The following is a 21,160-nucleotide window of genomic DNA, read 5'->3' on the forward strand; positions in this document are numbered from 1 at the left end:
CCACCGATCGGTCGCACGACCCGGTAGTAATCGCCTCCCGAAGCCACTCTCAAAGCGCTTCGGAAATCGAATCGATGAGCGATACGATAGTGTGTCTGATATCGAAGCAGCAAGAGGGGACGGTACGACGGATGGCGGCACCCAGGCCGGGACGGGCGGTCCGAGGGTCGAGCACCGGCCGCCCGCTGATGGCCGCCCTCGACCTGCTCGGCCGTAGGTGGAACCTGCGGATCGTCTGGGAACTGCAACATGGGCCCGTCGGGTTCCGTGCGTTGCAGGAGCGCTGCGACAACATGTCCTCCAGCGTGCTGCGGCAACGGCTGACCGAGCTGGTCGATGCCGCCCTCGTCGAGCAGCATCCGGACACCACCTACGCCCTCACCGAGCTGGGCAACGGCGTTTACCGCGCGCTGCGCCCGCTCGTCCGGTGGTCCGCAGAGTGGGCCGCGACCCTCTCCGCCGCCGATTCCGAAGACACCCGCTAGCGAACTGCTGGCGTACTTCGGAACCCGTGGCACAGACGCCCCGGGCGCCGGGGATCGAGCGGCCCATCGGCATCCGCGCGGATCGCGGCAGATCGGTGCGTTTCGCGCCACCGGCTCGTGCGATCATCGCGCCATGCTGCGTGTGTCTGAGGGCGGCGCTGCCGTTGCCCTTCGGTGGAGTAGCGGGGATCGCACCGCGGAGATCGAGTTCGCATCCCCGCGCTTTCGGTACCGCGATGCCTCGGACCCATACCTGGCCTCCGACGACATGGTGGAGTACACGGTTCGCGTCTCAGGAAACGGGTTGGCAGCAGAGATATTGGTGCTGAGTCTCGACAACGCCGGCAGCGGGCTGCCGGCGTTCCTCGAGCAATTGGGCGAGGACTTTCGAGGCTGGAACGGCACACGCACCTGGGAGAACCAGGACCGCGATCTCAGGGTCGAAGCCACCTGGTCGTCGCGCGGGCACGTCGACCTCCGCTGGTGGATCACGCCCAGCATCTACGACAAGTGGAGCGCCTCGGTCGTCGTGGAGATCGAGGCGGGCGCCGAGATGTCAGCCCTCGCCCACGAACTGTCGTCGTTCTTCGCCCGCTGAGCCGATTCCGACAAGCACGCTCATCGGCATGATCGCAAGGCTCACGTCAGCGCGGGCCGACTCGCGTAGCATCCCGCGGTGCGCTCCTCGTTTGAGTAGACGGTGAAGGCGGGGTGGGTGACGGGTGAGGTTCGACTACCACGTTCTCAGTGTCGAGGTCGATGGCGTCGTCGATGCGTTGGCTGTCCACACCGCATACGTTGCCGGCGGCCATGACGGTGTCTACCTCCGCGTTGCGCGGAGCGCGAGGTTGCGCGACCTCGAGTTCCTCCGCGACCTTCCAGGTCTGCGCTACATCGAGGTTCTCGGGCCTGTTGTCGATGACTCCGCGGCGTTGCTGATACCGGGAGTCGTTGAGGTGTGCCTTCTGACGCGGTGCAAGAAGGCCTTGCCAGAGCTGTCCGGCTCGACGGTCTCGAAGCTTGGCCTCGACAGGGTTCCGCGTTTGGGGCTGGCGTGGGACGGACTTTGCGTTCCTCGGCGACCAACCGCGCCTTCGACGACTCGAGGTGGAGGCAACCCGCCGGCTCGTGTCTCTCGAGGGTCTGCAGCACTCTCCACGGCTGGAGTACGTCGAACTGCTCGCCGTACGGGCGACAGCCTGACACCGCTGGCTGAGGCACACCGGCTTCAGCATCTGTGGATCATCGGCAATTCGCGCATCACCGGCGAGGCCACGTTGGATCTGGCCGACCTGGCCGAGCTCCCTGAACTCACCGGGCTCCGTATCTGCTTCGGCGGCGCGATCGCTACGCTGGCGCCGCTGACCGGTTCCATCGGTCGTCACCTGAGAGACTTCCGCATCCGCGGCACCAGGGTCGGCGACGGCGATCTCTCGCCGCTGGAAGTACTGCACCCAGCTGCGCGCGTCGTTGGACCCGACGGCTGACCCGGACTAGGAGCTGCCAGGCCGAGACTGGCGCCGCAGGAGCGACAGCACCTGCATATCCCTGGCGGTGTGTCAGGTGGCGGAGGCCATGTAGGCGGCGAGGATGTAGTTGGGTTGGCGGTCGAGGTTGGTGCGGGCGTGGTCGTAGCGCATGGTGGTCGGCTGGCTGGCGGCCCGGGAAGCCTGCAACTCCAGTTCCTGTCTGCGGTTGTCGTTCAACCTGAGATCTGGTCGTCGTCGCAGCCTTCTCGTCAGCACCCGCCGCAGCTCGTGCCGGTAGCCCATCTTGCAATGCTGCTGCGAGCGGCCGCGGTCGGCATGGATGCGGAGCGCGTTGGGGCGAGTGAGGCACCGTCGTGGGGCAGACTGGGGCGGGTGAGCATGTTCAAGCGGCGGCGTCAGCCGGCTGAAGGGCTGGTGGCTGAGGCGGCTCGGAATCCCGGTGGGTGGGTTTACGAGATCGACGGGGAATGGGTCGACGATCCCAACGGGTACGTGCCGCCGGAGGCGATTCGTGGGGGTTGGCAGGTCGACGACGCGGGGCAGATCACCGGTGACTTCGTACCGAATGAGCGGCATGGGCGTCCGCGGGACGACTTCGAGCTGCTCACCAAGGCGGATCACTGGCTTGACTGGCTGGGGGATCAGCCCGGGCGAGCGGTGCGCGACCGGATCGAGGAGATGCTGGCGGAGCAGGTCGACGGGGCCAAGGTCGAGTGGTTGAAGGTCATCGCGGAGCCGAGGTTTTTGACCGGCGGCAGGCCGCTGCCGGATGATCCGGGCAAGGCGCAGGTGGTGCGTACCGGTCTTGCCGTGGCGTTCGGGTTGTCGGTGGTGCAGCCGGATGGGCAGCGGGACGTGCTGACGGGGGTGTTCAGTCTGGCCGTGGCCGGGATGGACGAGCCGGCGGCGCGTGAGCAGTCCTGGCTCGATCTTGGCGAGACCATCGATCAGGCCGGGCCACTCCTGGAAGAACGGCTGCTGTCGCTCGGCTGAACGACGTACCCCAGCGCTCGTCGAGGGCTTCAAACGCGCGGGGCTGTCGAGCTCGACGGTAGCGTGGGCGGCGTGACGGGTGAGGCGTTGGTCGGCGGTATGGCGAATGCGGGGGCGGTCTTTCGCCAGGGCGAGCTGGTGGAGCGGCCGGCGCCGCGCAACGCGTCCGCTCTGCACGCGTATCTCCTTGCGCTGAAGGAACATGGCTTCGACGCGGCGTCGGTACCGGTCGGCCTTACGGACGATGGCCGTGAGCGGCTGACGTTCATCCCCGGCGACGTGCCTCTGCCGCCGTACCCGGACTGGGCCATGACGAAGTCCGCCCTGGAAGCGGCTGGAAGCTTGTTGCGCCGCCTGCACGAGGCGAGCGCGGCTGTCGTGGTCGACCCCCAGATCGAATGGCCCCGGGACTTCGCTGATCCAGAGGGCGGAACGATGCTGTGCCACAACGACGTGTGCCCGGACAACGTCGTCTTCCGCGACGGCCGTCCGGTTGCCCTCATCGATTTCGACTTCGCGGCGCCTGGGCGCCCTCTCTGGGACGTAGCCATGACCGCCCGCTACTGGGTACCCATGAACGACCCCACATCCGCGGCCGCCGCCTACCCTGCCGGACTGGATGTGCCCACGCGGCTCCGGATCCTTGCCGACAGCTACGATCTCGCACCGCAGGACCGCGCTGAGCTGCCCCGCGTCATCGAGCAGGCCACAGATGTCTGCCGAGCCTTCGTCGCGGCACGCGTGGCCGACAAGGATCCCGCCTTTCTCCAAGCGCTCACAGAACGCGGCGGCTGGGAACGCTGGGATCGCCTGCAGACCTGGCTGGCTGACAACCGCGAAAGCTTCAAGACAGCGCTGCTGCGCTAAGTCGCCCGAGCACCCGCCGGGTGCCTCTCGCTTTCGATGTGTATCTGGTCGACAGGTGCCGGTGGGGATGAGCCAGAATGCGAGGCATGGGCACGGACATCCACGGCGTCGTCGAGTGCCGCCCCGGTTTCGCGTTCCGTCCCGACGAGGACGACCCGTGGGAGTCGGCTGTCGACCTGAGCCTGTTGTACGCGGGGCGCGATTACGACCTGTTCGGTTGTCTGTTCGGCGTTCAGAACTTCGCCGGCTTCGCCCCGGTAGCGGCCGAGCGAGGGCTACCGGCCGACGCCGCACGTCGTACCCGCGAGGACCTTGCCCAGTTCTCCGAGCAGGCGCACTCCGTGAGCTGGCTCGACGGGAGCGACTTGGCGGCGATCGACCTCGACGAGCCCGCGGTACGGGTCGATGCGAGGATCCACCGGTACACACGCGCCGCCGACAACGCGTGGGTGTACCACTCCAAGGCCGGTCAGGATCCTGCGTGGGCCGATGCGACGGGTCACAGTCTGGAGCGAGACGGTTCTGCGTTTCCCGAGGGCACCGAGTGGTTGGTCGGTGATGGCCTCTATCGAGTCGAACGCCTGCGCCGCCGCGACGTGATCGGCGGCGAGTGGTCACCCGTGTTCGAGGTGATGCGGATCCTCATCGATCTGCACGGGCCTCGCAACGTTCGGCTCGTGGTCTGGTTCGACGCCTGACCGACCCATGAGAGCGGATGCTCTTACGTCAGACGAAGTGCGGCCTCGAGGTCGGATACGCACGTACGGAGGTCCTCCACGGCGTCGTAGTGGCGAGCATCCAGATGTTCGAGAGTTCCCCATTGCATCTCAGCCTCGCCCGAGCTCCAGACCGTCAGCTGCCCTGCGAGCTCATCCTTGCTCAGGATGAGCCAGGCTGCCGGCTTGTCGGTCAACGGGCCGTCGACGACTTCGTGGACTGCCCCAGCCTCTGCCCAGCGTTCACGCCGTTCGTGGGCGATGGCATGAAGTTCGGTCGGGTCCATGCCGCACATAGTCGCAGGCTACGAGTGGCGAGCTCCAGCGGTGGCGGCTGACCCGGTCGCGGGGGTGGAGGGGAGGGCGGGGATAGCCTGCCTGGGAGTGGTTTGGGTTGTGTGAGTGGAGGAGTTGGGATGGCGGCTGGGCGAGTGGTGCCGACTGAGGATGAGGTGCTCGGGTACTTCGACACGTTGTCCAACTGGGGACGGTGGGGTGACGACGACGAGCTCGGGACGTTGAATCTCATTACGGACGACGTACGGCTCGCGGCGGCTCGGGGGGTGCGGCATGGGCGGAGTGTGTCGTGTGCGTGGGAGGTCGCCGTACCGGAGGAGATGGAGCGGGCGACGACGACGTGCCCGTGTGCCGCGGATATGCCGGGTGCGGAGCACATGCCGGCGGCGTTTCACGCTGATCGGCACTGGGGGTTCTCCAACGAGCGGCTGGGGATCCTGTTCCACGGCAACACCATCACGCACCTCGATTCGCCGTGCCATATCTACTGGGACGGCAAGATGTACAACGGGCGCTCGCACTCGTTGGTCGACGCGGACACGGGATCGGCGTGGGGCGCTGTGACGGCGGCGGCGGACGGGATCGTGACGCGTGGTGTCCTGCTGGACGTTGCGACGGTCCGTGATGTGCCGTGGCTGGAGCCGGGGCAGGGTGTGTTCCCCGACGACCTCGAGGAGGCCGAGCGCCGCCAAGGGGTACGGGTGCAGCCGGGCGATGCGGTGCTGCTGCGGACCGGATACGGCCGCGCTCGGCACGAGACCGGTCCATCGGGCGGTATCACGCAGGCCGGCTGGCATGCGTCCTGCCTGCCGTGGCTGCATGAACGCGGGGTCGCGCTGATCGGCGCTGATACTCCGCAGGACGTTCAGCCGTCGGGGTACGACGCCGTACTGATGCCGGTTCATGCCGTGAGCCTTGTCGCGATGGGGCTGTGGATGCTCGACAACTGCGACCTGGAGGCGTGCGCGGCGACGGCTGCCGAGCTCGGTCAATGGGACTTCCAGTTCGCGGTCGCGCCGGTCCGATTCGCCGGCACCTCCGGCAGCCCGGTCAACCCGATCGCCACGTTCTGATGGCAGTACGGCGCATCGAGAGTGGCTCGGCGATCAGTACGGATTCGAAGTAGTTGCCTTCGGCATCGTCGGGACCTTCGGGGGTTGTCGGGCGCCAGAGGGCGAGCAGCAGGTCGGGGGCGGTGTACGAGTGTCCGTTCTCCTCTTCGAGGACCCGGGTCGTCCGGCGCAGGGCTTCGACGAGCTCCGCGGCAGGGGTCCGGAAGATGTCCAGGCCGCCGTACGTCACGGTGACACCCGGGTCCGTCGGTCGCCCGAGTTCGATGGCCTCGGCACGATCGTCCGCGTCGAAGTACGCGCTGAGGAACAAGCCGCTCTGATGCGTCACGCACCATCCCGCTCGGTCACCTGCAGCCCGGCAGAGCACCTCCGGCTCACCGAACTGCCTCATCGTCGCGACGATTTCGTCGCCCGTCGCGGCGAGTTCGAGCGGGCCGGCGGACCTCGGCGGGTGCAGCTCGATGATCACCAGCTCATCATCTCCGGTCGCTGCCGGTGCGTGGAGCGGACACCCGGTGTGTTCGGGATGCTAGTCAGGGTCGGCCGCCGGAGTTCGGCGGGCGGTTCCGCGGTGCAGGGCGAGGTGGCCGCCGAGGAATCCTGCGCCGGCTATGACCGCATTGCCGGCCAGGGCGAGTTTGGCGCCGGTTCGGTGGTTGCCGCGGAGGCGTGCGACGAGGGAGCTGGTGAAGAGGAGGATCGCGGTGTCGGCGCCGAGTGCGTGGACCGCGCCGATGCGGCGTTCGGGGCCTGAGAGGTCGGCCCAGTCCGCGGCGCCCGCGAAGGCTGTTGGCAGAGACGCGAGTACGCCGAATCCGACGAGCAGTGTCGACGCGCGACGCGAACCGGATCCGCCGGTGAGGTCGAGGAGGGACGTGCTGAGCCAGCAGCCCGTCGTCACGTCGGTGAGCGGTGGGTGGAGTGAGTGACCCAGTACGTCGCTGTGCAGCGGGCTGCGCTGCATCCACTCGGTCAACGGCCCGTACGCCAGCTCCTGGGCGCGAGCGATCCGCTCGGCGACCGCGCTTTCCCCGACCGCTCGAGCTACGCGTTGCGGCAAGGACTTCGATGCCACGATTTCACGATAGCGCCGGGCGGCCCTGCCGTGGAAGGAGTCGAGATCCCGGCTCAGTGAAGCAGTGCCTCGCGGTGTGAGATGCGTGTGGTGGCCGGCAGGGACCGCATGCTGTAGGCGGCGGCCATGAGTTGTGCGGCACGGACCGGTGGTACGCGGCCGTATCCGGTGCCGAAGCCGGGCGCTGCGATGCTGCCGATTGTCGTGTCGCGGCTGACGGCCAGGAGGGCGGCCCAGAAGGCGTCATGTACGGCGATGTCCATCCCGCCCGACAGCGGCATCGGCACGCGCATCGTCGGTGCATAGACCAGCCACCGGCAAGGGTCGTCGCCGGTAGCAATCATGTTGGCTGTTCCGACCGGTTGATAGCCGTGGTACTCGTCTGCGATGGCCGCCCAGACCGATCGTTGGACATCCGGCCAGTAGCCGGCGAGTGCCCGGTCGACACCGCCGTCCATCTGCCCGTAGCTGTTTCCCGCGGTCAGTACGGCGTCGACGTCCGGCAGCACGTCCAGCAACGACCCTCGCCGTACGTCCACCACGCCTTCGTCGATCTGTGCGGCGAAGACCGCGCGCCACGCCGTGACGAGGTCGGCGTCGAGGTCGACCAGAAGCAGGTGAGGCGGCGTCGAACCGCCGTCCCGAGCCGGCAGATGGCGAGAACGTGCGTCGTGGCTCACGGGCCGATCGTATGACTCGTCGGCGACTGCTCGCGTAGACCTGGGCGGTGGGAGACTGAAAACTTCGATGTCGCGGCATCGGACTCGCGCCGATGAAGGGGAGTGGTCGGGTGGCGGGTGATCTGGGTGGGACGACGGTGGTCCCTGATCTGACGGTGAACTTGGTCGCGGCCGCGATCGCTGCGGGAGCCGGATGGGCTTGGGTTCCGGTCAAACGAAGGATCAGGACGCGGCGGGCCCGTGGTTTCTGGCGGATGTACCGCGGGCGGGTCGGGCCGAGCATCGTGATCGGCCGGCACGACACGTTCAAGGACTTCGAGCCGAGCGGGTTCGTGGGTGGCGGCGATGCCATGGCGTTGCGGGAACTGCAGCGGATCTTCGACGAGATCGGCATCGGTTCGCCCGACATCATCCACTCGAACGCGATCGACGCGAACCTCCTGAAGCAGAGCAACCTGATCGGTCTCGGCGGGCCCGACGGGAACTGGCTGACGCGGATCGTGCTCGAGCGCGTCGTCACCACCATTCGGCTCGGCAGGCCGGAGATCCACGAGATCGCGATCGAGGACACCGTCGAGAACGAGGTCTACACGCCGTGGTTCAGGCCGAGCTGGGACGAGGGCGTGGATTACGGGGCGATGTACCGGATCCCGAACTCGCTCTTCGGGAAGGAGGTGCTGCTGATCGCGGGAGCGTTCGGGTACGGCACGTGGGCGGGGGTTCGGTTGCTCGCCGGCAAGGAGTTCCTGCGCCATCCGGCGGTGGCGGGGAACCGCCCGTTCGAGTGCCTGTACCGGGTCGACGTCGTGGGCCGCGATCCCGCGCGCGTCGAGATCCTGACGGTACGAGAACTGGCCGTCAGCCCTACACCGACCTGACAGACCTGCCTCGACCTGACGGGACCCGACGTTTCGGGACCTGACGGTACCGGTCACGTCAGATCCCGCTGCGCTGGTTGGCTCCGCGTCGCGCCGTACCCGGTCGGCTGAGCTTGGTGCCGGACCCGTCGGGTGTGCGTCACGCTGCACTGGGCGGTCTGCGGCGTGTTCAGCGGGACTGTGGGGGATGCGGCGATCCGGCGTCGGTCAAGAAGTTGCGCGTGTGGTGGTCAGGATTTGGTGGGCGGAGGTTTCTGGGGTCTGGTTGGTGGTGTCCACCCAGAGGTCGTAGTGCATTCCGTCGTGTACGCGTGCCTCGGACCAGCGGGACAGGCCGGCTGGGTTCTTGCGGGTGACCTCCCGGCGTTCGAGTTCGGCGAGGTCGCAGCGGACACCAACCGTGAGTACGTCGAGGTCTGCGAGGGTTGTGAACCAGTGGTCTCTCACCTCGGAGCCGAGCATCATCTCGTCGACGATGACCGGGTTGCCCGCCTGCACGAACTCGCGGACGGCGCGGTGGAAGCCTTGCAGCATGCGCAGTCCGATCGGCCCGTACGCGATTCCGCACACGGGTTTGCCGTTGTCGTCGGGCAGGTCGACGTACTGGAAACCCTGCGCGCGATGAGCCCCCATCGAGCCGCCGGCCCACTGGGAGGGGACCATCGCGAAGCAGGTGTCCAGACCCATCAGCAAGTACGGCTCGTCGAGGGCGTCTTGTAGTGCGGTGCCGAGCGTGGTCTTGCCGGCGGACGAGGCGCCGTTGAGGAAGATGACCGAAGGCTTGGAGGTTCGCGTCACCCGCATGAGGATATCCGCGAGGCGCGATCAGCTCAGATGTCCAGCTCCGGGTCGCGCATGAACTTGCGGACGTCCTGGGCGCAGCGGCAGGCGGTGGCCTGTTTGGCGGCCCACTGGAGCGCGTCGTCGCGGGTGGGGACCTTGACGATCATGAAGCCGCCGATGAGCTCCTTGGTCTCCGGGAACGGGCCGTCGGTGACCATGCCGTCGGTGGCGACGACAGCGTGCTCGACGTCGTTGTTCTCGTAGTCCAGACCGCCGCCGAACACGTACACCCCGGCGTCGATCGCCTCCTGGACCACCGCGTGCGCGGCCTTGCCCACCACGGGCCAGTCCTCCTCCGCGAAGTGGTCCATCGAACCCTTCTCGAACGAGATCAGGTAATGCGGCATCTCATCACTCCTGTCCGGCGGCCGATCCGCGCCCGCCTGCCACCTGTGCAACGAACGCCGTACTGCGAATCCGACATGCAGCCGGCCGGATACGCAGGCGGTCGCGGGTACCAGCACATCTGGGTACTTCGTCGTGCGGCTGGGTCCGCAATCAGGAGTCGGCGAGCTTCAGGACGGTGTCGACGACTTCGCTCAACGGGCGTGCGGTGTCGATGATCGTTCCTTCCGGTACGCCTGCTCTGGTGGCGTGCAGGCGGAGTATGAACTCCCTCTGCTGGGCGTCTCCACCCCAAGCGCCCCGGTTACGGAGTCTGTGCTCGAGTGTCTCGGCGTCCACGTCCAGCACGATCACCTTGTCAAAGAGATCGAGGAACTTGTGGAGGTTCCGCGATCCGCCGCAGAAGAAAGTGACCTCGTTCGTTGTGTCGGCGGCGAGTTCGCGGACCTTCGCGACGTCCCAGATATGGTGCTCGTAGCGGATGTCACCTTCGGTCGGCGTGCCGGTTTCCGGGTCTCCCTGATACGCGAGCTCGTTGTCGCCGTCCACGGCGTTGTACCCACGCCGCCGGAGTTCTTGGCAGACCGAACTCTTACCGGTCCCGGAACCTCCTTCGACGAGGTAGTTACGCTTCGCCATGCGCGCCATCGTAACGACCGGCGGTCGCGCTTGGGTTGGCTCTCGGGGCGTGCGGCTCCGTTCGTTCCCGGAGCGTCCGTGGCGCAGTACGTCCAGCTCGACGAGGGGCACTGGACGCGGCGTCTGGGCCGGGACCATGAACGACGGCCGGCCCTGATCGTCGGCGGCAGACCCGGTGGTCGACGCAGGGTATGCGCAGCCGGGTTTGCTCGGGCTCTTGCCCGGCTGTTGTCTGCTGGCCGGTCGGCCGCGGCCCGTGTGCTTTCAGGTGCGACCCCGGGCGCGGTCTCGCGTTCGTACGAGCGGTCCGGGCGTGCGTGGTTTCGGGTGTGGGCTGGGGCGGCCGTCTGGCGCGTTTGTACGGGCGATTCGGCCGCTCCTTCCTCGTCTCTGTGTGGTGCGGTTCAGTGTTGGGTGCGGCGGTAGCGTTCGTAGATCAGGCGGGTGGCGACTGTTCTGGTCTCGATGAGGTCCAGGGGGATGGGCTTGGTGACCGGGGGCAGGAACGGGGTGCCGCCGCCGATGACGACCGGGTGGCGGAGCATGCGTAGTTCGTCGACGAGGTCGAGTTCGATGGCTGCCGCGGCTAGGGCGGCGCCGCCGATACCGACGTGCTTGTCGGTCGCGGCTTGCGCTGCGGCGATCTCGTCGGCCAGTGGTGCGGTGGCCAGCCGGGCGTTGCCTTCGACGCTGTCCAGCGTGCGGCTGAAGACGACCTTCGGGAGAGCACACCAGACCTCGGCGAAGGCGGCTCCTCGCTCGGTGTCTCTGAGCGACTTGTCCGTGTCCCAGACGAGCATGGTCTCGTACAGCCTGCGGCCGAGCAGCATGCAGCCCAGCTCGCTGGTCTCGGCGATGTGGAAGCGGTACTGCTCGTCGTTCGTGTCGCCCCAGTCGAGCCCACCGTCGCGGTCGGAGATGTAGCCGTCCGCCGACACACCCATCGAGTAGATCAACATGCCGTCACCCCACCGTTGCCAAACCAGCTCATGCCACCACTCCTAGTCTCCGGCAGCCCGCTTCCGGCCGCCTCTCACCTGTACTACGAACAGCCCGGCCCCGATCCGACAACCTGCCAGCCCCGAGATCCTCGGAGGCACCAAGTCCGTCGCCGGCGTCGGCGTTGAGGCGGTGCTGTGCTCGTCCGGGTGCGCATCGAGCATGTCTCCCAGTTCCAGTCGCAACGATTCGACCGCCCACCTCTGGCGACTGAATGCGGCCTACCTGAGGGTCCTCAGGAAGCGGGATGAGGTTGTGGACTGGTTGGTGTAGCCGTGGGATTGGTAGAAGGTGTGGGCGGGGGCGCGGTGGTTGGAGCTGGCTACTTCCAGGCGGAGGCAGCCTTGGGTGGTGGCGAAGGATTCGGCGGCCTCCAGGAGCAGGGTGCCTACGCCTTGGCGGCGGGCTTGGGATGAGACGACCAGGGCCACGATGCGGGCCCAGGTGCCTTCGCGTTCGAAGAACGGGATGATGTGGACGGCGATGACGCCGAGGAGACGGTTGTCTGCCTCGGCGACGTACGCCGCCCCGGCCGGATCCTCGGCCCACGTCTGCAGGCGGGCTGCGGTGACGGCCGGGTCCTGCTGCGGATAGCCCAGTTCTTCGAGCAACGCGTCGATGGCGTCGGTACTGCGCGCCGGTCGGATCCGCATCACACGATCGGGAAGTCGAAGTACGTGTCGGGATACGGCTCGTCCCGCAGTGTGTAGTGCCACCATTCGTGGGCGCAGCCAACGAAACCGGCAGCCTCCATGACGGCGCGGAGGTGTTGCCGGTTCTGTGCCTCGAGGTCCGAGATGCCGGGCGCGCCGTGGTGCGAGATCGGGTCCATCAGGTCGTGGCCGCCGCCCATGGCCGCGAGCTCGCCGGTCCCCAACGAGTACAGCGTCAGGTCGACGGTGCTGCCCCGGCTGTGGCCGGATTTCACAGCCACGTAGCCCGACGAGACCATGTCGACCCGTGCGATGTTCGGGTAGTGGCGCGACTTCGTCCTGCCGTCTTCCGGCTGCGTCGACCAGCGCAGGAAGTGGTCCACGGCACGCTGCGGGCGATACCCGTCCCACAGCAGCAGTCCGAAGCCGCGCGCCTCGGCCTTCCCCGATGCCGTTTCCAGCGCCGCGCACAGCGCTGTGGTCCCGACGATGCGATTCGCCAGATACCCGTCGACGGGTTTCCCGACGAAGTTGTCCCAGGTCGCGTACTTCGAGTCCCACCGGATCCCGGGCACGTCGACGTACCCGAAGTCGGTGTTCACTGGAGCTTCCCGGTCAGCGTCACCGACACGAGCCGGTCGATCACCTCGCCGAGCGGTACGCCGGCCGCCGCCATCATCCGGGGATACCGGCTGTACGACGTCATCCCCGGGAACGTGTTCACCTCGTTGAGCACCGGCCGCCCGTCAGTCGTGAGGAACATGTCGACACGCGCCAGCCCGCGGCAGCCGAGCGCGCCGTACACCGCCTTCGCCGCCTCCTGGACGAGCACCCGTGCCTCGTCCGGGATGTCGGCGGGAACGATCGGAGTCGAGTTCTCGGAGCCGCTCTCCGGCGAGTCCTCCTGGTGGATCTTGAAGAACCCGTGGGTCAGCGCGATGTGGTCCAGTTCGCCGGTCATCAGATCCAGGTCGTTGCCCATGACCGCGCAGCCGATCTCACTGCCGACGACGGCCTCTTCGATCAGGATCTTCGAGTCGAACTGACGCGCGGTCTCCAGCGCGGCCGGCAGCTCGTCACGATGCGAGACCTTGGTGACCCCGAACGACGAGCCCGACCGGGCCGGCTTCACGAAGACGGGGTAGCTGAACTGCTCGGCGTCGATCGGCTGATCTGCCGTGACGATCCAGAAGTTCGGCGTCGCGATCCCCGCGCTCCTGGCGACGGTGTACGTCAGCGCCTTGTCCATGCACTGCACGGAGCTCTGGATGTCGCAGCCCACGTACGGAATGCCGCACAGCTCGAGCAGACCCTGGATCGCGCCGTCCTCGCCGCGCTTGCCGTGCAGAACGGGAAGCACCACGTCGAGGTTGATCGTCCTGTACTGCCCCACTCTGATCCGCGATCCCAGCCGGTCGGACTCCAGGACGAGCAGGCCCTGCGTGCTGCTGTCCGGCGACAGCACGACCGGGCTCGACTTGCCGATCTCCCAGTCCGGACCGGGACCGTCGCACAACTTCCAGGCACCCTGCTGGGTGATCCCGATGTAGTACGGCTCGTACTTGTCCAGGTCGAGATTCCGGGCGAGCTCCTGCGCGGACTTGACCGAGACCGGGTGTTCCTCGGAGTCGCCGCCGAAGAGAATGCCGATCTTCAACTTATCCATGGTGCTCCCTGCTTCCGAAGTTCAGGCAATTGAGGATGGAGTTCTCGACCGTGTCGCGGAGTGCGTGGTCTGTGTAGTAGGCCGTGTGCGGGCTGATCAGCACGTTGGGCAGCCGCTGCAGTCGCAGCAGCAGTTCGCTGTCGACGGGTTCATTCCTGCGGTCGGCGTAGAAGATCCCTTCTTCGCCTTCGAGTACGTCGAGTGCCGCACCGCCCAGTCGGCCGCTTTCGAGGGCGTCGATCAGGGCGGAGGTGTCGAGGAGTGCTCCGCGGCCGGTGTTGATCACGTACGCGCCGGGCTTGAGTTGCTCGATCCGGCGGCGACTCAGCAGATGCCGGGTCTCTGCGGTGAGAGGCGTGTGGAGCGTCACGATGTCGCTCTGCAGCAACACGTCCTCGAGCGGGACCCGTAAACGTTTGTCATGGGCAACGATTTGACAGCCGAAGCCTTGCAGCCGGTCGATCACCGCGATGCCGATCCGGCCGGTGCCGACGACGCCGACGGTCAGGTCGCGCAGTTCCCGCCCGCGGATCGGTTCCAGGCGGTAGTCGTGGGCGTCGGTGCGGCGGAGGATCGATCTCATGGTCCGGATCGCCATCAGCATGAGCATCACCGTGTAGTCCGCGACGCTGTCGGGGGAGTAGGTGACGTTGCCGACCGTGATGCCGAGTTGTGCGGCGTACTTCACGTCGATGTGGTTGCAGCCGATGCTTCTGGTGGAGATGTACCTGACCCCGGCGCGGCTGAGTGCGCGCAGCGTGGGGTTCGTGACTCGGGTCTTGTGGCCGACGCTGATGCAGCTTCCGGCGACCAGGTCGATGGTGGCCTCGGAGATCGGTGCTGCGGTGATGATCGGGGTGATGCCGAAGCGTGCCGACAGCTCGTGGAACAGTGCGGCTTCGTCCGGCTCGCATCCGAAGATCGTGATGCCCGCGAGCCGTTCGGCACTCCGTACGGCGGTCCCCGCCGGTTCGCTGTAGGTCATGCCTTCAAGTCAAGGCGAGGTGGTGTTGCCGGTCCGTATCCGGTTTTCGATATGCCCACGAAATGTGGGGTGCCACCAGGGGCGTGAGGCCAGCGCTGCCAGCCCGGCGCCGAGTGCGTTGAGCAGTACGTCGTCCACCGACGTCACTCGGTCGAGCTGCAGGACGTACTGCGCGAGCTCGATCAGCACCGAGCAGCCCGCCGCGAGGCCCAGGACCCGCGGGATCGACGCCAGCCTCGCGAACCGCAGGGGAGCGAAGAAGCCCAACGCTGCGAAGACCAGTAGATTGCCGACAATCTGCAAGGGTGACATCGACAACAGATCGCGCAACGGGACCAGGCTGAGCCGGCCCGGGACCTCACCCGCCCCGCTGCCCGGCAACATCGTCATCCAGACCCAGGGCACCGTCCCGTAGACCATGCCCACGTCGGCGACCGCCATCCACCACACCCACGCCGCCGCACGCCGCGGGACCGCGGATGTGTGGTGCGCGCCCGCCGACGTGGGTGCCGGAGCCGGCGGGGTGTGCGGCGGGGTTGCCGGCGTTGACGAGGTAAGCGTGTGGGTTGGGTTGCGGGTGCTTCGGCGTAGGGCCAGTGTGCAGGTGAGGAGTATGGCCAGTGGGGCGGTTGCGGCGGTTAGCAGCGCTACGCCGGTGTAGGTGCCGAGCAGGTGGTGCCAGTCGCTGAGCATCGTGTTACTTCCGCTTGCTTCTCAGGTGTTCGCGTCGCCTCATGTACAGGTCGAAGGCTCGGTACATCACCGGGCGCAGCGGCAGGTCCCACTCGCCGACGTAGCGCACCGCCTGGCCTCCGGTGCCGACCTTGAACTGGATCAGGCCGACGTGCGGATCGTCGGCGGAGAGCGTGGGAGTGATGCCGCGCAGGTCGTAGACGTCGCACCCCGCCGCCAGTGAGTCGCGGATCATTGCCCACTGGCAGGCGTTCGAGCCGCGCACGTCGCGTTTCTCGGTCGCGGAGGCACCGTACGAGTACCACGCGTACGCGCCGACCCGGACCAGGATCGTGGCGGCGACGAGGTCACCGGAATGATGTGCCAGGTAGAGCTTGATCCGCTCGGGAGCCTCAGCGCTCATCGCCGCGAACATGGTCTCGAAGTACCCGAACGGCCGGGGCGTGAAGTGATCGCGCGCAGCCGTATGGACGTACAAATCGTGGAACGCCTTCAGGTCGTCCCCGACCGTGACCTCGACTCCCGCCTTGGCCGCCTTCTTGATGTTGCGGCGCCAAAGCTGGTTCATCCCTCTGAGCACGTCGTCCTCGCTCCGGCCGGCCAGCGGGACCTCGTACTTGAACTGCGGCTGACCCGCACCGAACCCGTCCTCCGGGCTCTGCGGCAACCACCCGGCCGCGCTCAGCTGGCTCGTCACGCGAGCGCCCAAAGCATCGACAGCACCAGGCACCTCGGTAAGCCGCCCAACCTCCGAATCGGCGATCCCCGCCTTGACCTGCTCGGCGCTCCAGCTGTGCGTGCGCAACGGCGGCACAAGCCGGATCGCAAATGCCCCCTGCGCCTTCAGGTATGCCGCCAGCGGGTCGAGCCACCTGCGGAGATCACCGGTCCAATCAATGGTCGGCCCCTCGGGCAGATAGGCCAACGTATGCCGTTCGAGCCGCGGCACCGGCCGATGCAGAACCAGCCCAGCCCCAACGAGCCGCGGGCCGTCGTACCAGCCGAGGGACTCGCTCCGCCACTCGGTCTTCACACGGCCCCAGGCCGGCGTCTGCAGGAAGCTGACCGACCGCTGCGTGCCGAGGTACGCGAGGTGCTCGGCAGAGCTGATCGGCGCGACGCTCAGCGTCACCGCTGCATCCTCGGGTCGTGCGTCGGGTCGGCGTACCGCGGCGGGCAGCCGTGGGAGATGGCCTCGGGCCGCAGCTCGTAATGCCACGGCTCGTTGTCGTAGATCTGGCACAACCCGTACCGCGCGCCGTGCTCGGCCAGCCAGGCCGTGGCGTCGGAGCGCCCGATGTCGATCGCCTGCCCCAGAACATGCGGGGACGTGGTGGGCGTAGCGACCCAGCGGGCCGCTTCCTCGATCGAGCCGTACTTCGAGACCGCGTCCCGCAGCAGCTGCTCCTGGTACGCCGGTGTGCGCCACCCGCTGTTGACGTAGAACTTGACCCCCTCGTTCCCAGCGTCCGTCGCGGCCCGGCGCAGCGCGCCGAGCAGGGCGGGGTCGAGGTTGCCGACCGCCGGGATGTGGTCGTCGAAGACCGTCAGACCCTCGGGTACGGCGCCGTCCGGCTCGCCGAGGGCGGCGCCGGCCGAGAACGACGGGAACGCCAGCGTCTGATGGACGAACACGCCGATGATCGCCACGTTCGCGACGACGAGGGCCGCGCGGATCGACAGTCGGGTACGGCGGCCTGGTGCCGGTGCGCTGACGGACATGTGTCCAGTCAAATCGGCGCCGTGTTGCCGGCGCGTATCCGGTTTTCGATACGTGCGCGATACGTGCCGCCTCGTACTATCGAGGATGTGCGGGTGCTGATTGTGGAGGACGAACCCGAGATGGCCGACGCCATCCGCGACGGCCTGCGCTTGGAGGCGATCGCCGCGGATGTGGCCGGTGACGGCGACACCGCGCTGGAGCTGCTGAGCATCAACACCTACGACATCGCCGTTCTCGACCGTGACATCCCGGGCCCGTCCGGCGACGAGGTCGCCAAGCGGATCGTTGCCTCCGGCAGCGGTCTGCCGATCCTGATGCTGACCGCCGCGGACCGGCTCGACGACAAGGCGTCCGGGTTCGAGCTCGGCGCCGACGACTACCTGACCAAGCCGTTCGAGCTGCAGGAGCTCGTGCTGCGTCTGCGCGCCCTCGACCGGCGGCGCGCGCACAGCCGCCCGCCGGTGCGGGAGATCGCGGGGCTGCGCGTGGACCCGTTCCGCCGCGAGGTCTACCGCGACGGCCGGTACGTCGCGCTGACCCGCAAGCAGTTCGCCGTACTCGAGGTGCTGGTTTCCGCCGAGGGCGGTGTCGTCAGCGCCGAGGACCTCCTGGCACGAGCCTGGGACGAGAACGCCGATCCGTTCACGAACGCCGTACGGATCACGGTCTCGGCGCTGCGCAAACGCCTCGGCGAGCCGTGGCTGATCGCGACAGTGGCCGGTGCCGGCTATCGCATCGACACGGGGCCGAAGCATGGTTAGGGAGCCCGGGCTGAGCGTCCGGCTCAAACTCACGCTCAGCTACGCGGGATTCCTGATGCTCGCCGGCGCCTTGCTGCTGGCCGCTGTCTGGGCGTTCCTGCTGCGGTACGTGCCCGATCGGGCGATGCTCATCGTCCCCGACGGGATCGACGACGGCGTCTTCCCGGTCCGCTCCGTGCTGCTGCGCACCTTCGCGCCGCGGGCCGGCGTCGTACTGCTGATCCTGCTGGTCTTCGGTCTCGCGGGCGGCTGGCTCCTGGCCGGCCGCATGCTCGCCCCGCTCACCCGGATCACCGACGCCACCAGACTGGCCGCGACCGGGTCGCTCTCGCACCGGATCCGGCTGCCCGGGCCGAGCGACGAGTTCCGCGAGCTCGCCGACGGGTTCGACACGATGCTGGCGCGGCTGGAAGCGCATGTCAGTGAGCAGCAGCGGTTCGCGGCCAACGCGTCGCACGAGCTGCGTACGCCGCTGGCGATCACCCAGACCTTGCTCGATGTCGCCCGTAACGACCTGAACAGCGACAACCGCGTCCTCGTCGACCGTCTCCGGGCCGTCAACAACCGCGCGATCGACCTCACCGAGGCGCTGCTCCTGCTCAGCCGCGCCGACCAGCGGTCGTTCACGCCGGAGCCTGTCGACCTGTCGCTCCTGGTGGAGGAGGCCGTCGAAACCTTGCTGCCGCTCGCCGAGAAGCGCGGTCTGACGATCGAGGTCTCCGGCGGCATCGCCATGGCCGACGGCTCCCGTGCGCTGCTGCTGCAACTGACGACGAACCTCCTGCACAACGCGATCGTGCACAACCTGTCCGACCACGGCACCGTGTGGATCACGACCGGCGTTCGCTCCGGCACCGCGGAGCTGGTCGTCGAGAACACCGGCGAGGAACTCTCGCTGCGGCTGGTCGCCACGCTCATCGAGCCGTTCCAGCGCGGCGCCGAGCGGACCCGCACCGATCACGGCGGCGTCGGGCTGGGCCTGGCGATCGTCAACACCATCGCCCGCGCCCACGAGGGGAGCCTGGCGCTGATGCCGCGGATCGGCGGCGGGCTGCGGGCCACCGTGCACGTGCCCGCCGCCCGGTAGGTCTCAGCCTTTCTTGAGCGTGAACGTCAGGTGCGTGACACCGCTCGGGGACGCGACCACCTCGACGGCGTACCTGTCGTCGAGCGCCTCCAGGCCGTCCCACAGCCGCACGCCGCGGCCGAGCACGATCGGGACCTGCGCGACGTGCAGGTAGTCGATCAGGCCTTCGGCGAGGAAGTCCCGGACGACGGTGGCCCCGCCCCCGACGCGGACGTCGGCGCCGTTCGCCGCGGCCTTCGCCTGCTCGAGCACCTCGGCCGGGGTCGCCTCGACGAAGTGGAACGTCGTACCGCCCTCCATCTCGACCGACGCGCGCGGGCGGTGGGTGAGGACGAAGACCGGTGAGTGGAACGGCGGGTTCGGGCCCCACCAGCCCGTCCAGTCCGGGTCGTCCTGCCAGCCGGGCGGGCCGAACTTGCCGGCGCCCATGATCTCGGCCCCGATCCCCGGATCGTGCTGCTCGGCGTACGCGTTGTCGACGCCGAGCGTGCCGCCGGGCAGCCCGTCCGCGGCGTGGAAGAACCGCGTTCCGACCAGCCACTCGTGCAGCCGCTCACCGGCATGCCCGAACGGCGCCTCGAGCGACTGGCCCTCACCCGTGCCGTACCCGTCCAGCGAAATCGCGAAGTTGTGAACCCGCACCTCGGACATCTGAAGCTCCTTCACATCACCCGGCACCGCCTCCCGGCGCCCTCACAGCAATGTCGGAGCCAACCACCCCACCTTGACATCACCGCGAAAGAGCCCGGAAGTAGCGCCTCCGGTAGAACCGCTGGGCCAGGAGCGCGACGGGGTAGGCGACTCGCCACGCGCCGGGCGCCGCCTGCAAGGTTGGTCTCACACCGCTCATCATGAACCTTTTTGCCGGTTCTTCACCGTTGAAATGAGTCTGACTAGCGTGCGCGCATGGAGATCAACAGGAGAACGGTTCTCGGCGGTTTGGCGGGGGTTGTGGGCGCGGCGGCGCTCCCTTCCACGGCGGCGTACGCGGATGCGGGGCGGTACCCGGCGGCCTGGCCCCAGCCCGAGCCGTACGGCGCGGCCGACACGCGGCTCGATCTGTGGCCGCGGGACGACAACTCCTTCGTGCTGCCGCTCGAGCTGCGGCCGCGCGACGCGGAGCTCGGCCGGGTGTGGATGCGCGACACCTACGTGAACTGCTTCAAGGTCAACGGCCGCCCGCTGTACGTCGCGACGGGTACGACGCGCGTACCGGGCCTGCCCGCGGCCGGGCCGTGGAACGACGGCATCTTCGTCTGGACAGCGCCCTCGTTGCACGGGCCGTGGAAACTCGCCGACACCACCGGGATCCGGGCCGACGCCGAGCGGGGCAAGGTGTGGTCGCCCGAGTTCGTCGGCGAGAACACGCCCGGCCGGACCGTCGTCGCGCCGTGGCAGGAGTACTGGTACGACACCCAGTTCGGCAAGCGCGGCCAGGCCTGGGCGCCCGAGCTGCACTACTTCCGCGACACCTGGTACATCGTGGCCTGCATGGGCGACCACTCCCGCAAGGTCGGCTCGTTCCTGCTGATCAGCGAGGGCGGCGTCGAAGGACCGTACCGCCTGGCCGAAGGCAACCTGGACAAGCCGTTCGGGGACTCCTTCATCGGCGGACCGGGCTTCATCCTGCCCGGCGCGTACCACCACATCGACGGCGGCCTGTACTCCGAGGGCGACCAGGCCTGGCTCGTTCTGCACAACAACCTCTACGCGCCGTTCCGCGACGACATGGAGGACATCGTCCCGACGACCGGTCTGCCGGCGTTCCAGCAGAGCCCGTACACGCCCGAGCCGTACCTGGAGGGCGCGTACGTCTTCAAGCACGGTGGGAAGTACTACCTCCTGCACGCCGCCTGGGACCGTTCGTCGACGAACCCGGACGGCACCGCTCGGAACGCCTACGACCCGCCGGCGCCGGGCCGTGTCCAGTACCAGTACGACCTGATCATGGCGGTCTCCGACAACTTCGAAGGCCCGTACTCACACCGGTGGACAGCCGGTGTCGGTGCCGGCCACAACAACATCTTCACCGACGCCGCCGGCCGTTTGTGGGCGACCTTCTTCCGCAATCCGGCCGCCGGCTACTGGGCGGATCCGGCCCGAGCCGGCGACGCCGCCGTGCCAGGCGTCGTCCGGATGGAGTGGACCGGCCCGAGCAGCGACCGCATCTACGTGCAGCGGCGGAAGAACGCCTGACCAGACCGCGGGGCCC

28 protein-coding genes are annotated in these 21,160 nt (G+C 67.9%); 11 read left to right on the top strand and 17 right to left on the bottom strand.

The features are described from left to right. The first annotated feature begins 131 nt into the window (after window positions 1–131). The 3 genes from ACWEOO_RS38400 (at window position 132) to ACWEOO_RS38410 (ending at window position 1,972) form a co-directional block, all read left to right on the top strand. Window positions 132–485, top strand: a complete 354-nt coding sequence (locus ACWEOO_RS38400) for a winged helix-turn-helix transcriptional regulator (RefSeq protein ID WP_452147227.1) — start codon at window positions 132–134, stop codon at window positions 483–485. A gap of 133 nt (window positions 486–618) precedes the next feature. After that, window positions 619–1,083 (top strand): DUF6228 family protein, encoded by a 465-nt coding sequence (locus ACWEOO_RS38405; protein ID WP_452147228.1) that lies wholly within the window; start codon window positions 619–621, stop codon window positions 1,081–1,083. A 124-nt stretch (window positions 1,084–1,207) separates the two neighbouring features. Next, the gene (locus ACWEOO_RS38410; protein WP_452147229.1) at window positions 1,208–1,972 is read left to right on the top strand and encodes a hypothetical protein; all 765 of its coding nucleotides are present in this window, start codon (window positions 1,208–1,210) and stop codon (window positions 1,970–1,972) included. Window positions 1,973–2,044: 72 nt separating this feature from the next. Here ACWEOO_RS38410 and ACWEOO_RS38415 read toward each other — a convergent pair whose 3' ends face one another. Then, the gene (locus ACWEOO_RS38415) at window positions 2,045–2,257 is read right to left on the bottom strand and encodes a hypothetical protein (RefSeq protein WP_452147230.1); all 213 of its coding nucleotides are present in this window, start codon (window positions 2,255–2,257) and stop codon (window positions 2,045–2,047) included. 90 nt (window positions 2,258–2,347) lie between these two features. Here ACWEOO_RS38415 and ACWEOO_RS38420 point away from each other — a divergent pair, with 90 nt between their 5' ends. The 3 genes from ACWEOO_RS38420 (at window position 2,348) to ACWEOO_RS38430 (ending at window position 4,533) form a co-directional block, all read left to right on the top strand. Then, on the top strand, window positions 2,348–2,968 hold the full coding sequence (locus ACWEOO_RS38420) for a hypothetical protein (protein WP_452147231.1): 621 nt from the start codon (window positions 2,348–2,350) through the stop codon (window positions 2,966–2,968). Window positions 2,969–3,040: 72 nt separating this feature from the next. Beyond that, entirely contained in the window at window positions 3,041–3,835 is a 795-nt protein-coding gene (locus tag ACWEOO_RS38425) for a phosphotransferase enzyme family protein (RefSeq protein ID WP_452147232.1), read from the top strand. Window positions 3,836–3,921: 86 nt separating this feature from the next. Further along, entirely contained in the window at window positions 3,922–4,533 is a 612-nt protein-coding gene (locus ACWEOO_RS38430; RefSeq protein WP_452147233.1) for a hypothetical protein, read from the top strand. A 23-nt stretch (window positions 4,534–4,556) separates the two neighbouring features. Here ACWEOO_RS38430 and ACWEOO_RS38435 read toward each other — a convergent pair whose 3' ends face one another. After that, complete coding sequence (locus tag ACWEOO_RS38435) at window positions 4,557–4,838, bottom strand: hypothetical protein (RefSeq protein ID WP_452147234.1); 282 nt, start codon at window positions 4,836–4,838, stop codon at window positions 4,557–4,559. A 129-nt stretch (window positions 4,839–4,967) separates the two neighbouring features. Here ACWEOO_RS38435 and ACWEOO_RS38440 point away from each other — a divergent pair, with 129 nt between their 5' ends. Next, a complete protein-coding gene (locus ACWEOO_RS38440; protein WP_452147235.1) occupies window positions 4,968–5,921 on the top strand; it encodes a cyclase family protein in 954 nt (317 codons plus the stop codon). Here ACWEOO_RS38440 and ACWEOO_RS38445 read toward each other — a convergent pair. From ACWEOO_RS38445 to ACWEOO_RS38455, 3 genes are read right to left on the bottom strand one after another with little or no spacing between them, the layout of a single operon-like run. Next, window positions 5,899–6,390: a hypothetical protein gene (locus ACWEOO_RS38445; protein ID WP_452147236.1), complete on the bottom strand. Its 492-nt coding sequence runs from the start codon at window positions 6,388–6,390 to the stop codon at window positions 5,899–5,901. The two genes, ACWEOO_RS38440 and ACWEOO_RS38445, sit on opposite strands and share 23 nt — an antisense overlap. 60 nt (window positions 6,391–6,450) lie before the next feature. Continuing rightward, window positions 6,451–6,996, bottom strand: a complete 546-nt coding sequence (locus ACWEOO_RS38450; protein ID WP_452147237.1) for a DUF2231 domain-containing protein — start codon at window positions 6,994–6,996, stop codon at window positions 6,451–6,453. Between the two features lie 53 nt (window positions 6,997–7,049). Beyond that, on the bottom strand, window positions 7,050–7,676 hold the full coding sequence (locus tag ACWEOO_RS38455) for a macro domain-containing protein (RefSeq protein ID WP_452147238.1): 627 nt from the start codon (window positions 7,674–7,676) through the stop codon (window positions 7,050–7,052). A gap of 254 nt (window positions 7,677–7,930) precedes the next feature. Here ACWEOO_RS38455 and ACWEOO_RS38460 point away from each other — a divergent pair, with 254 nt between their 5' ends. Further along, entirely contained in the window at window positions 7,931–8,554 is a 624-nt protein-coding gene (locus ACWEOO_RS38460) for a hypothetical protein (protein WP_452147239.1), read from the top strand. A 207-nt stretch (window positions 8,555–8,761) separates the two neighbouring features. Here the strand turns inward: ACWEOO_RS38460 and ACWEOO_RS38465 are convergent, their stop codons facing one another. The 11 genes from ACWEOO_RS38465 to ACWEOO_RS38515 all read right to left on the bottom strand — a co-directional run bounded on the left by ACWEOO_RS38465 (window position 8,762) and on the right by ACWEOO_RS38515 (window position 17,099). Continuing rightward, window positions 8,762–9,352, bottom strand: a complete 591-nt coding sequence (locus tag ACWEOO_RS38465) for a chloramphenicol phosphotransferase CPT family protein (RefSeq protein ID WP_452147240.1) — start codon at window positions 9,350–9,352, stop codon at window positions 8,762–8,764. 32 nt (window positions 9,353–9,384) lie between these two features. Further along, window positions 9,385–9,744 (bottom strand): YciI family protein, encoded by a 360-nt coding sequence (locus ACWEOO_RS38470; protein ID WP_452147241.1) that lies wholly within the window; start codon window positions 9,742–9,744, stop codon window positions 9,385–9,387. A 151-nt stretch (window positions 9,745–9,895) separates the two neighbouring features. Beyond that, window positions 9,896–10,381 (bottom strand): AAA family ATPase, encoded by a 486-nt coding sequence (locus ACWEOO_RS38475; RefSeq protein ID WP_452147242.1) that lies wholly within the window; start codon window positions 10,379–10,381, stop codon window positions 9,896–9,898. 404 nt (window positions 10,382–10,785) lie between these two features. Then, window positions 10,786–11,340: a dihydrofolate reductase family protein gene (locus tag ACWEOO_RS38480; protein WP_452147243.1), complete on the bottom strand. Its 555-nt coding sequence runs from the start codon at window positions 11,338–11,340 to the stop codon at window positions 10,786–10,788. Window positions 11,341–11,601: 261 nt separating this feature from the next. Continuing rightward, entirely contained in the window at window positions 11,602–12,033 is a 432-nt protein-coding gene (locus ACWEOO_RS38485) for a GNAT family N-acetyltransferase (RefSeq protein ID WP_452147244.1), read from the bottom strand. Then, entirely contained in the window at window positions 12,033–12,635 is a 603-nt protein-coding gene (gene vanX / locus ACWEOO_RS38490; protein WP_452147245.1) for a D-Ala-D-Ala dipeptidase VanX, read from the bottom strand. Before vanX ends, ACWEOO_RS38485 begins: the two co-directional genes overlap by 1 nt. After that, on the bottom strand, window positions 12,632–13,699 hold the full coding sequence (gene vanA, locus ACWEOO_RS38495) for a D-alanine--(R)-lactate ligase (protein ID WP_452147246.1): 1,068 nt from the start codon (window positions 13,697–13,699) through the stop codon (window positions 12,632–12,634). The genes vanX and vanA overlap by 4 nt, the downstream gene beginning before the upstream one ends. Next, the gene (locus ACWEOO_RS38500) at window positions 13,692–14,684 is read right to left on the bottom strand and encodes a D-isomer specific 2-hydroxyacid dehydrogenase family protein (protein WP_452147247.1); all 993 of its coding nucleotides are present in this window, start codon (window positions 14,682–14,684) and stop codon (window positions 13,692–13,694) included. Before ACWEOO_RS38500 ends, vanA begins: the two co-directional genes overlap by 8 nt. 9 nt (window positions 14,685–14,693) lie before the next feature. After that, a complete protein-coding gene (locus tag ACWEOO_RS38505; RefSeq protein ID WP_452147248.1) occupies window positions 14,694–15,125 on the bottom strand; it encodes a VanZ family protein in 432 nt (143 codons plus the stop codon). A 256-nt stretch (window positions 15,126–15,381) separates the two neighbouring features. Next, the gene (locus ACWEOO_RS38510) at window positions 15,382–16,509 is read right to left on the bottom strand and encodes a lipid II:glycine glycyltransferase FemX (protein WP_452147249.1); all 1,128 of its coding nucleotides are present in this window, start codon (window positions 16,507–16,509) and stop codon (window positions 15,382–15,384) included. After that, on the bottom strand, window positions 16,506–17,099 hold the full coding sequence (locus ACWEOO_RS38515) for a M15 family metallopeptidase (RefSeq protein WP_452147250.1): 594 nt from the start codon (window positions 17,097–17,099) through the stop codon (window positions 16,506–16,508). The genes ACWEOO_RS38510 and ACWEOO_RS38515 overlap by 4 nt, the downstream gene beginning before the upstream one ends. An 87-nt stretch (window positions 17,100–17,186) precedes the next feature. On the opposite strand from ACWEOO_RS38515, the gene ACWEOO_RS38520 reads away from it, so the two are divergent. Beyond that, window positions 17,187–17,861, top strand: a complete 675-nt coding sequence (locus ACWEOO_RS38520) for a response regulator transcription factor (RefSeq protein ID WP_452147251.1) — start codon at window positions 17,187–17,189, stop codon at window positions 17,859–17,861. Further along, the gene (locus ACWEOO_RS38525; RefSeq protein ID WP_452147252.1) at window positions 17,854–18,948 is read left to right on the top strand and encodes a sensor histidine kinase; all 1,095 of its coding nucleotides are present in this window, start codon (window positions 17,854–17,856) and stop codon (window positions 18,946–18,948) included. Before ACWEOO_RS38520 ends, ACWEOO_RS38525 begins: the two co-directional genes overlap by 8 nt. 3 nt (window positions 18,949–18,951) lie before the next feature. Here ACWEOO_RS38525 and ACWEOO_RS38530 read toward each other — a convergent pair whose 3' ends face one another. Beyond that, window positions 18,952–19,599: a dihydrofolate reductase family protein gene (locus ACWEOO_RS38530; RefSeq protein WP_452147253.1), complete on the bottom strand. Its 648-nt coding sequence runs from the start codon at window positions 19,597–19,599 to the stop codon at window positions 18,952–18,954. 255 nt (window positions 19,600–19,854) lie between these two features. Between ACWEOO_RS38530 and ACWEOO_RS38535 the strand changes: the two genes are divergently transcribed. After that, entirely contained in the window at window positions 19,855–21,144 is a 1,290-nt protein-coding gene (locus tag ACWEOO_RS38535; RefSeq protein WP_452147254.1) for a family 43 glycosylhydrolase, read from the top strand. Window positions 21,145–21,160: the final 16 nt, after the last annotated feature.

This window comes from Kribbella sp. NPDC004138, from assembly GCF_053603655.1.

Coding starts and splice junctions, on each gene's coding strand:
- ACWEOO_RS38400 (WP_452147227.1), top strand. CDS start 132: ATGGCGGCACCCAGGCCGGGACGGGCGGTCCGAGGGTCGAGCACCGGC.
- ACWEOO_RS38405 (WP_452147228.1), top strand. CDS start 619: ATGCTGCGTGTGTCTGAGGGCGGCGCTGCCGTTGCCCTTCGGTGGAGT.
- ACWEOO_RS38415 (WP_452147230.1), bottom strand. CDS start 2,257: ATGGGCTACCGGCACGAGCTGCGGCGGGTGCTGACGAGAAGGCTGCGA.
- ACWEOO_RS38430 (WP_452147233.1), top strand. CDS start 3,922: ATGGGCACGGACATCCACGGCGTCGTCGAGTGCCGCCCCGGTTTCGCG.
- ACWEOO_RS38435 (WP_452147234.1), bottom strand. CDS start 4,838: ATGGACCCGACCGAACTTCATGCCATCGCCCACGAACGGCGTGAACGC.
- ACWEOO_RS38440 (WP_452147235.1), top strand. CDS start 4,968: ATGGCGGCTGGGCGAGTGGTGCCGACTGAGGATGAGGTGCTCGGGTAC.
- ACWEOO_RS38460 (WP_452147239.1), top strand. CDS start 7,931: ATGTACCGCGGGCGGGTCGGGCCGAGCATCGTGATCGGCCGGCACGAC.
- ACWEOO_RS38470 (WP_452147241.1), bottom strand. CDS start 9,744: ATGCCGCATTACCTGATCTCGTTCGAGAAGGGTTCGATGGACCACTTC.
- ACWEOO_RS38475 (WP_452147242.1), bottom strand. CDS start 10,381: ATGGCGAAGCGTAACTACCTCGTCGAAGGAGGTTCCGGGACCGGTAAG.
- ACWEOO_RS38480 (WP_452147243.1), bottom strand. CDS start 11,340: ATGTTGATCTACTCGATGGGTGTGTCGGCGGACGGCTACATCTCCGAC.
- ACWEOO_RS38485 (WP_452147244.1), bottom strand. CDS start 12,033: ATGCGGATCCGACCGGCGCGCAGTACCGACGCCATCGACGCGTTGCTC.
- vanA (WP_452147246.1), bottom strand. CDS start 13,699: ATGGATAAGTTGAAGATCGGCATTCTCTTCGGCGGCGACTCCGAGGAA.
- ACWEOO_RS38500 (WP_452147247.1), bottom strand. CDS start 14,684: ATGACCTACAGCGAACCGGCGGGGACCGCCGTACGGAGTGCCGAACGG.
- ACWEOO_RS38505 (WP_452147248.1), bottom strand. CDS start 15,125: ATGGCGGTCGCCGACGTGGGCATGGTCTACGGGACGGTGCCCTGGGTC.
- ACWEOO_RS38515 (WP_452147250.1), bottom strand. CDS start 17,099: ATGTCCGTCAGCGCACCGGCACCAGGCCGCCGTACCCGACTGTCGATC.
- ACWEOO_RS38525 (WP_452147252.1), top strand. CDS start 17,854: ATGGTTAGGGAGCCCGGGCTGAGCGTCCGGCTCAAACTCACGCTCAGC.
- ACWEOO_RS38530 (WP_452147253.1), bottom strand. CDS start 19,599: ATGTCCGAGGTGCGGGTTCACAACTTCGCGATTTCGCTGGACGGGTAC.
- ACWEOO_RS38535 (WP_452147254.1), top strand. CDS start 19,855: ATGGAGATCAACAGGAGAACGGTTCTCGGCGGTTTGGCGGGGGTTGTG.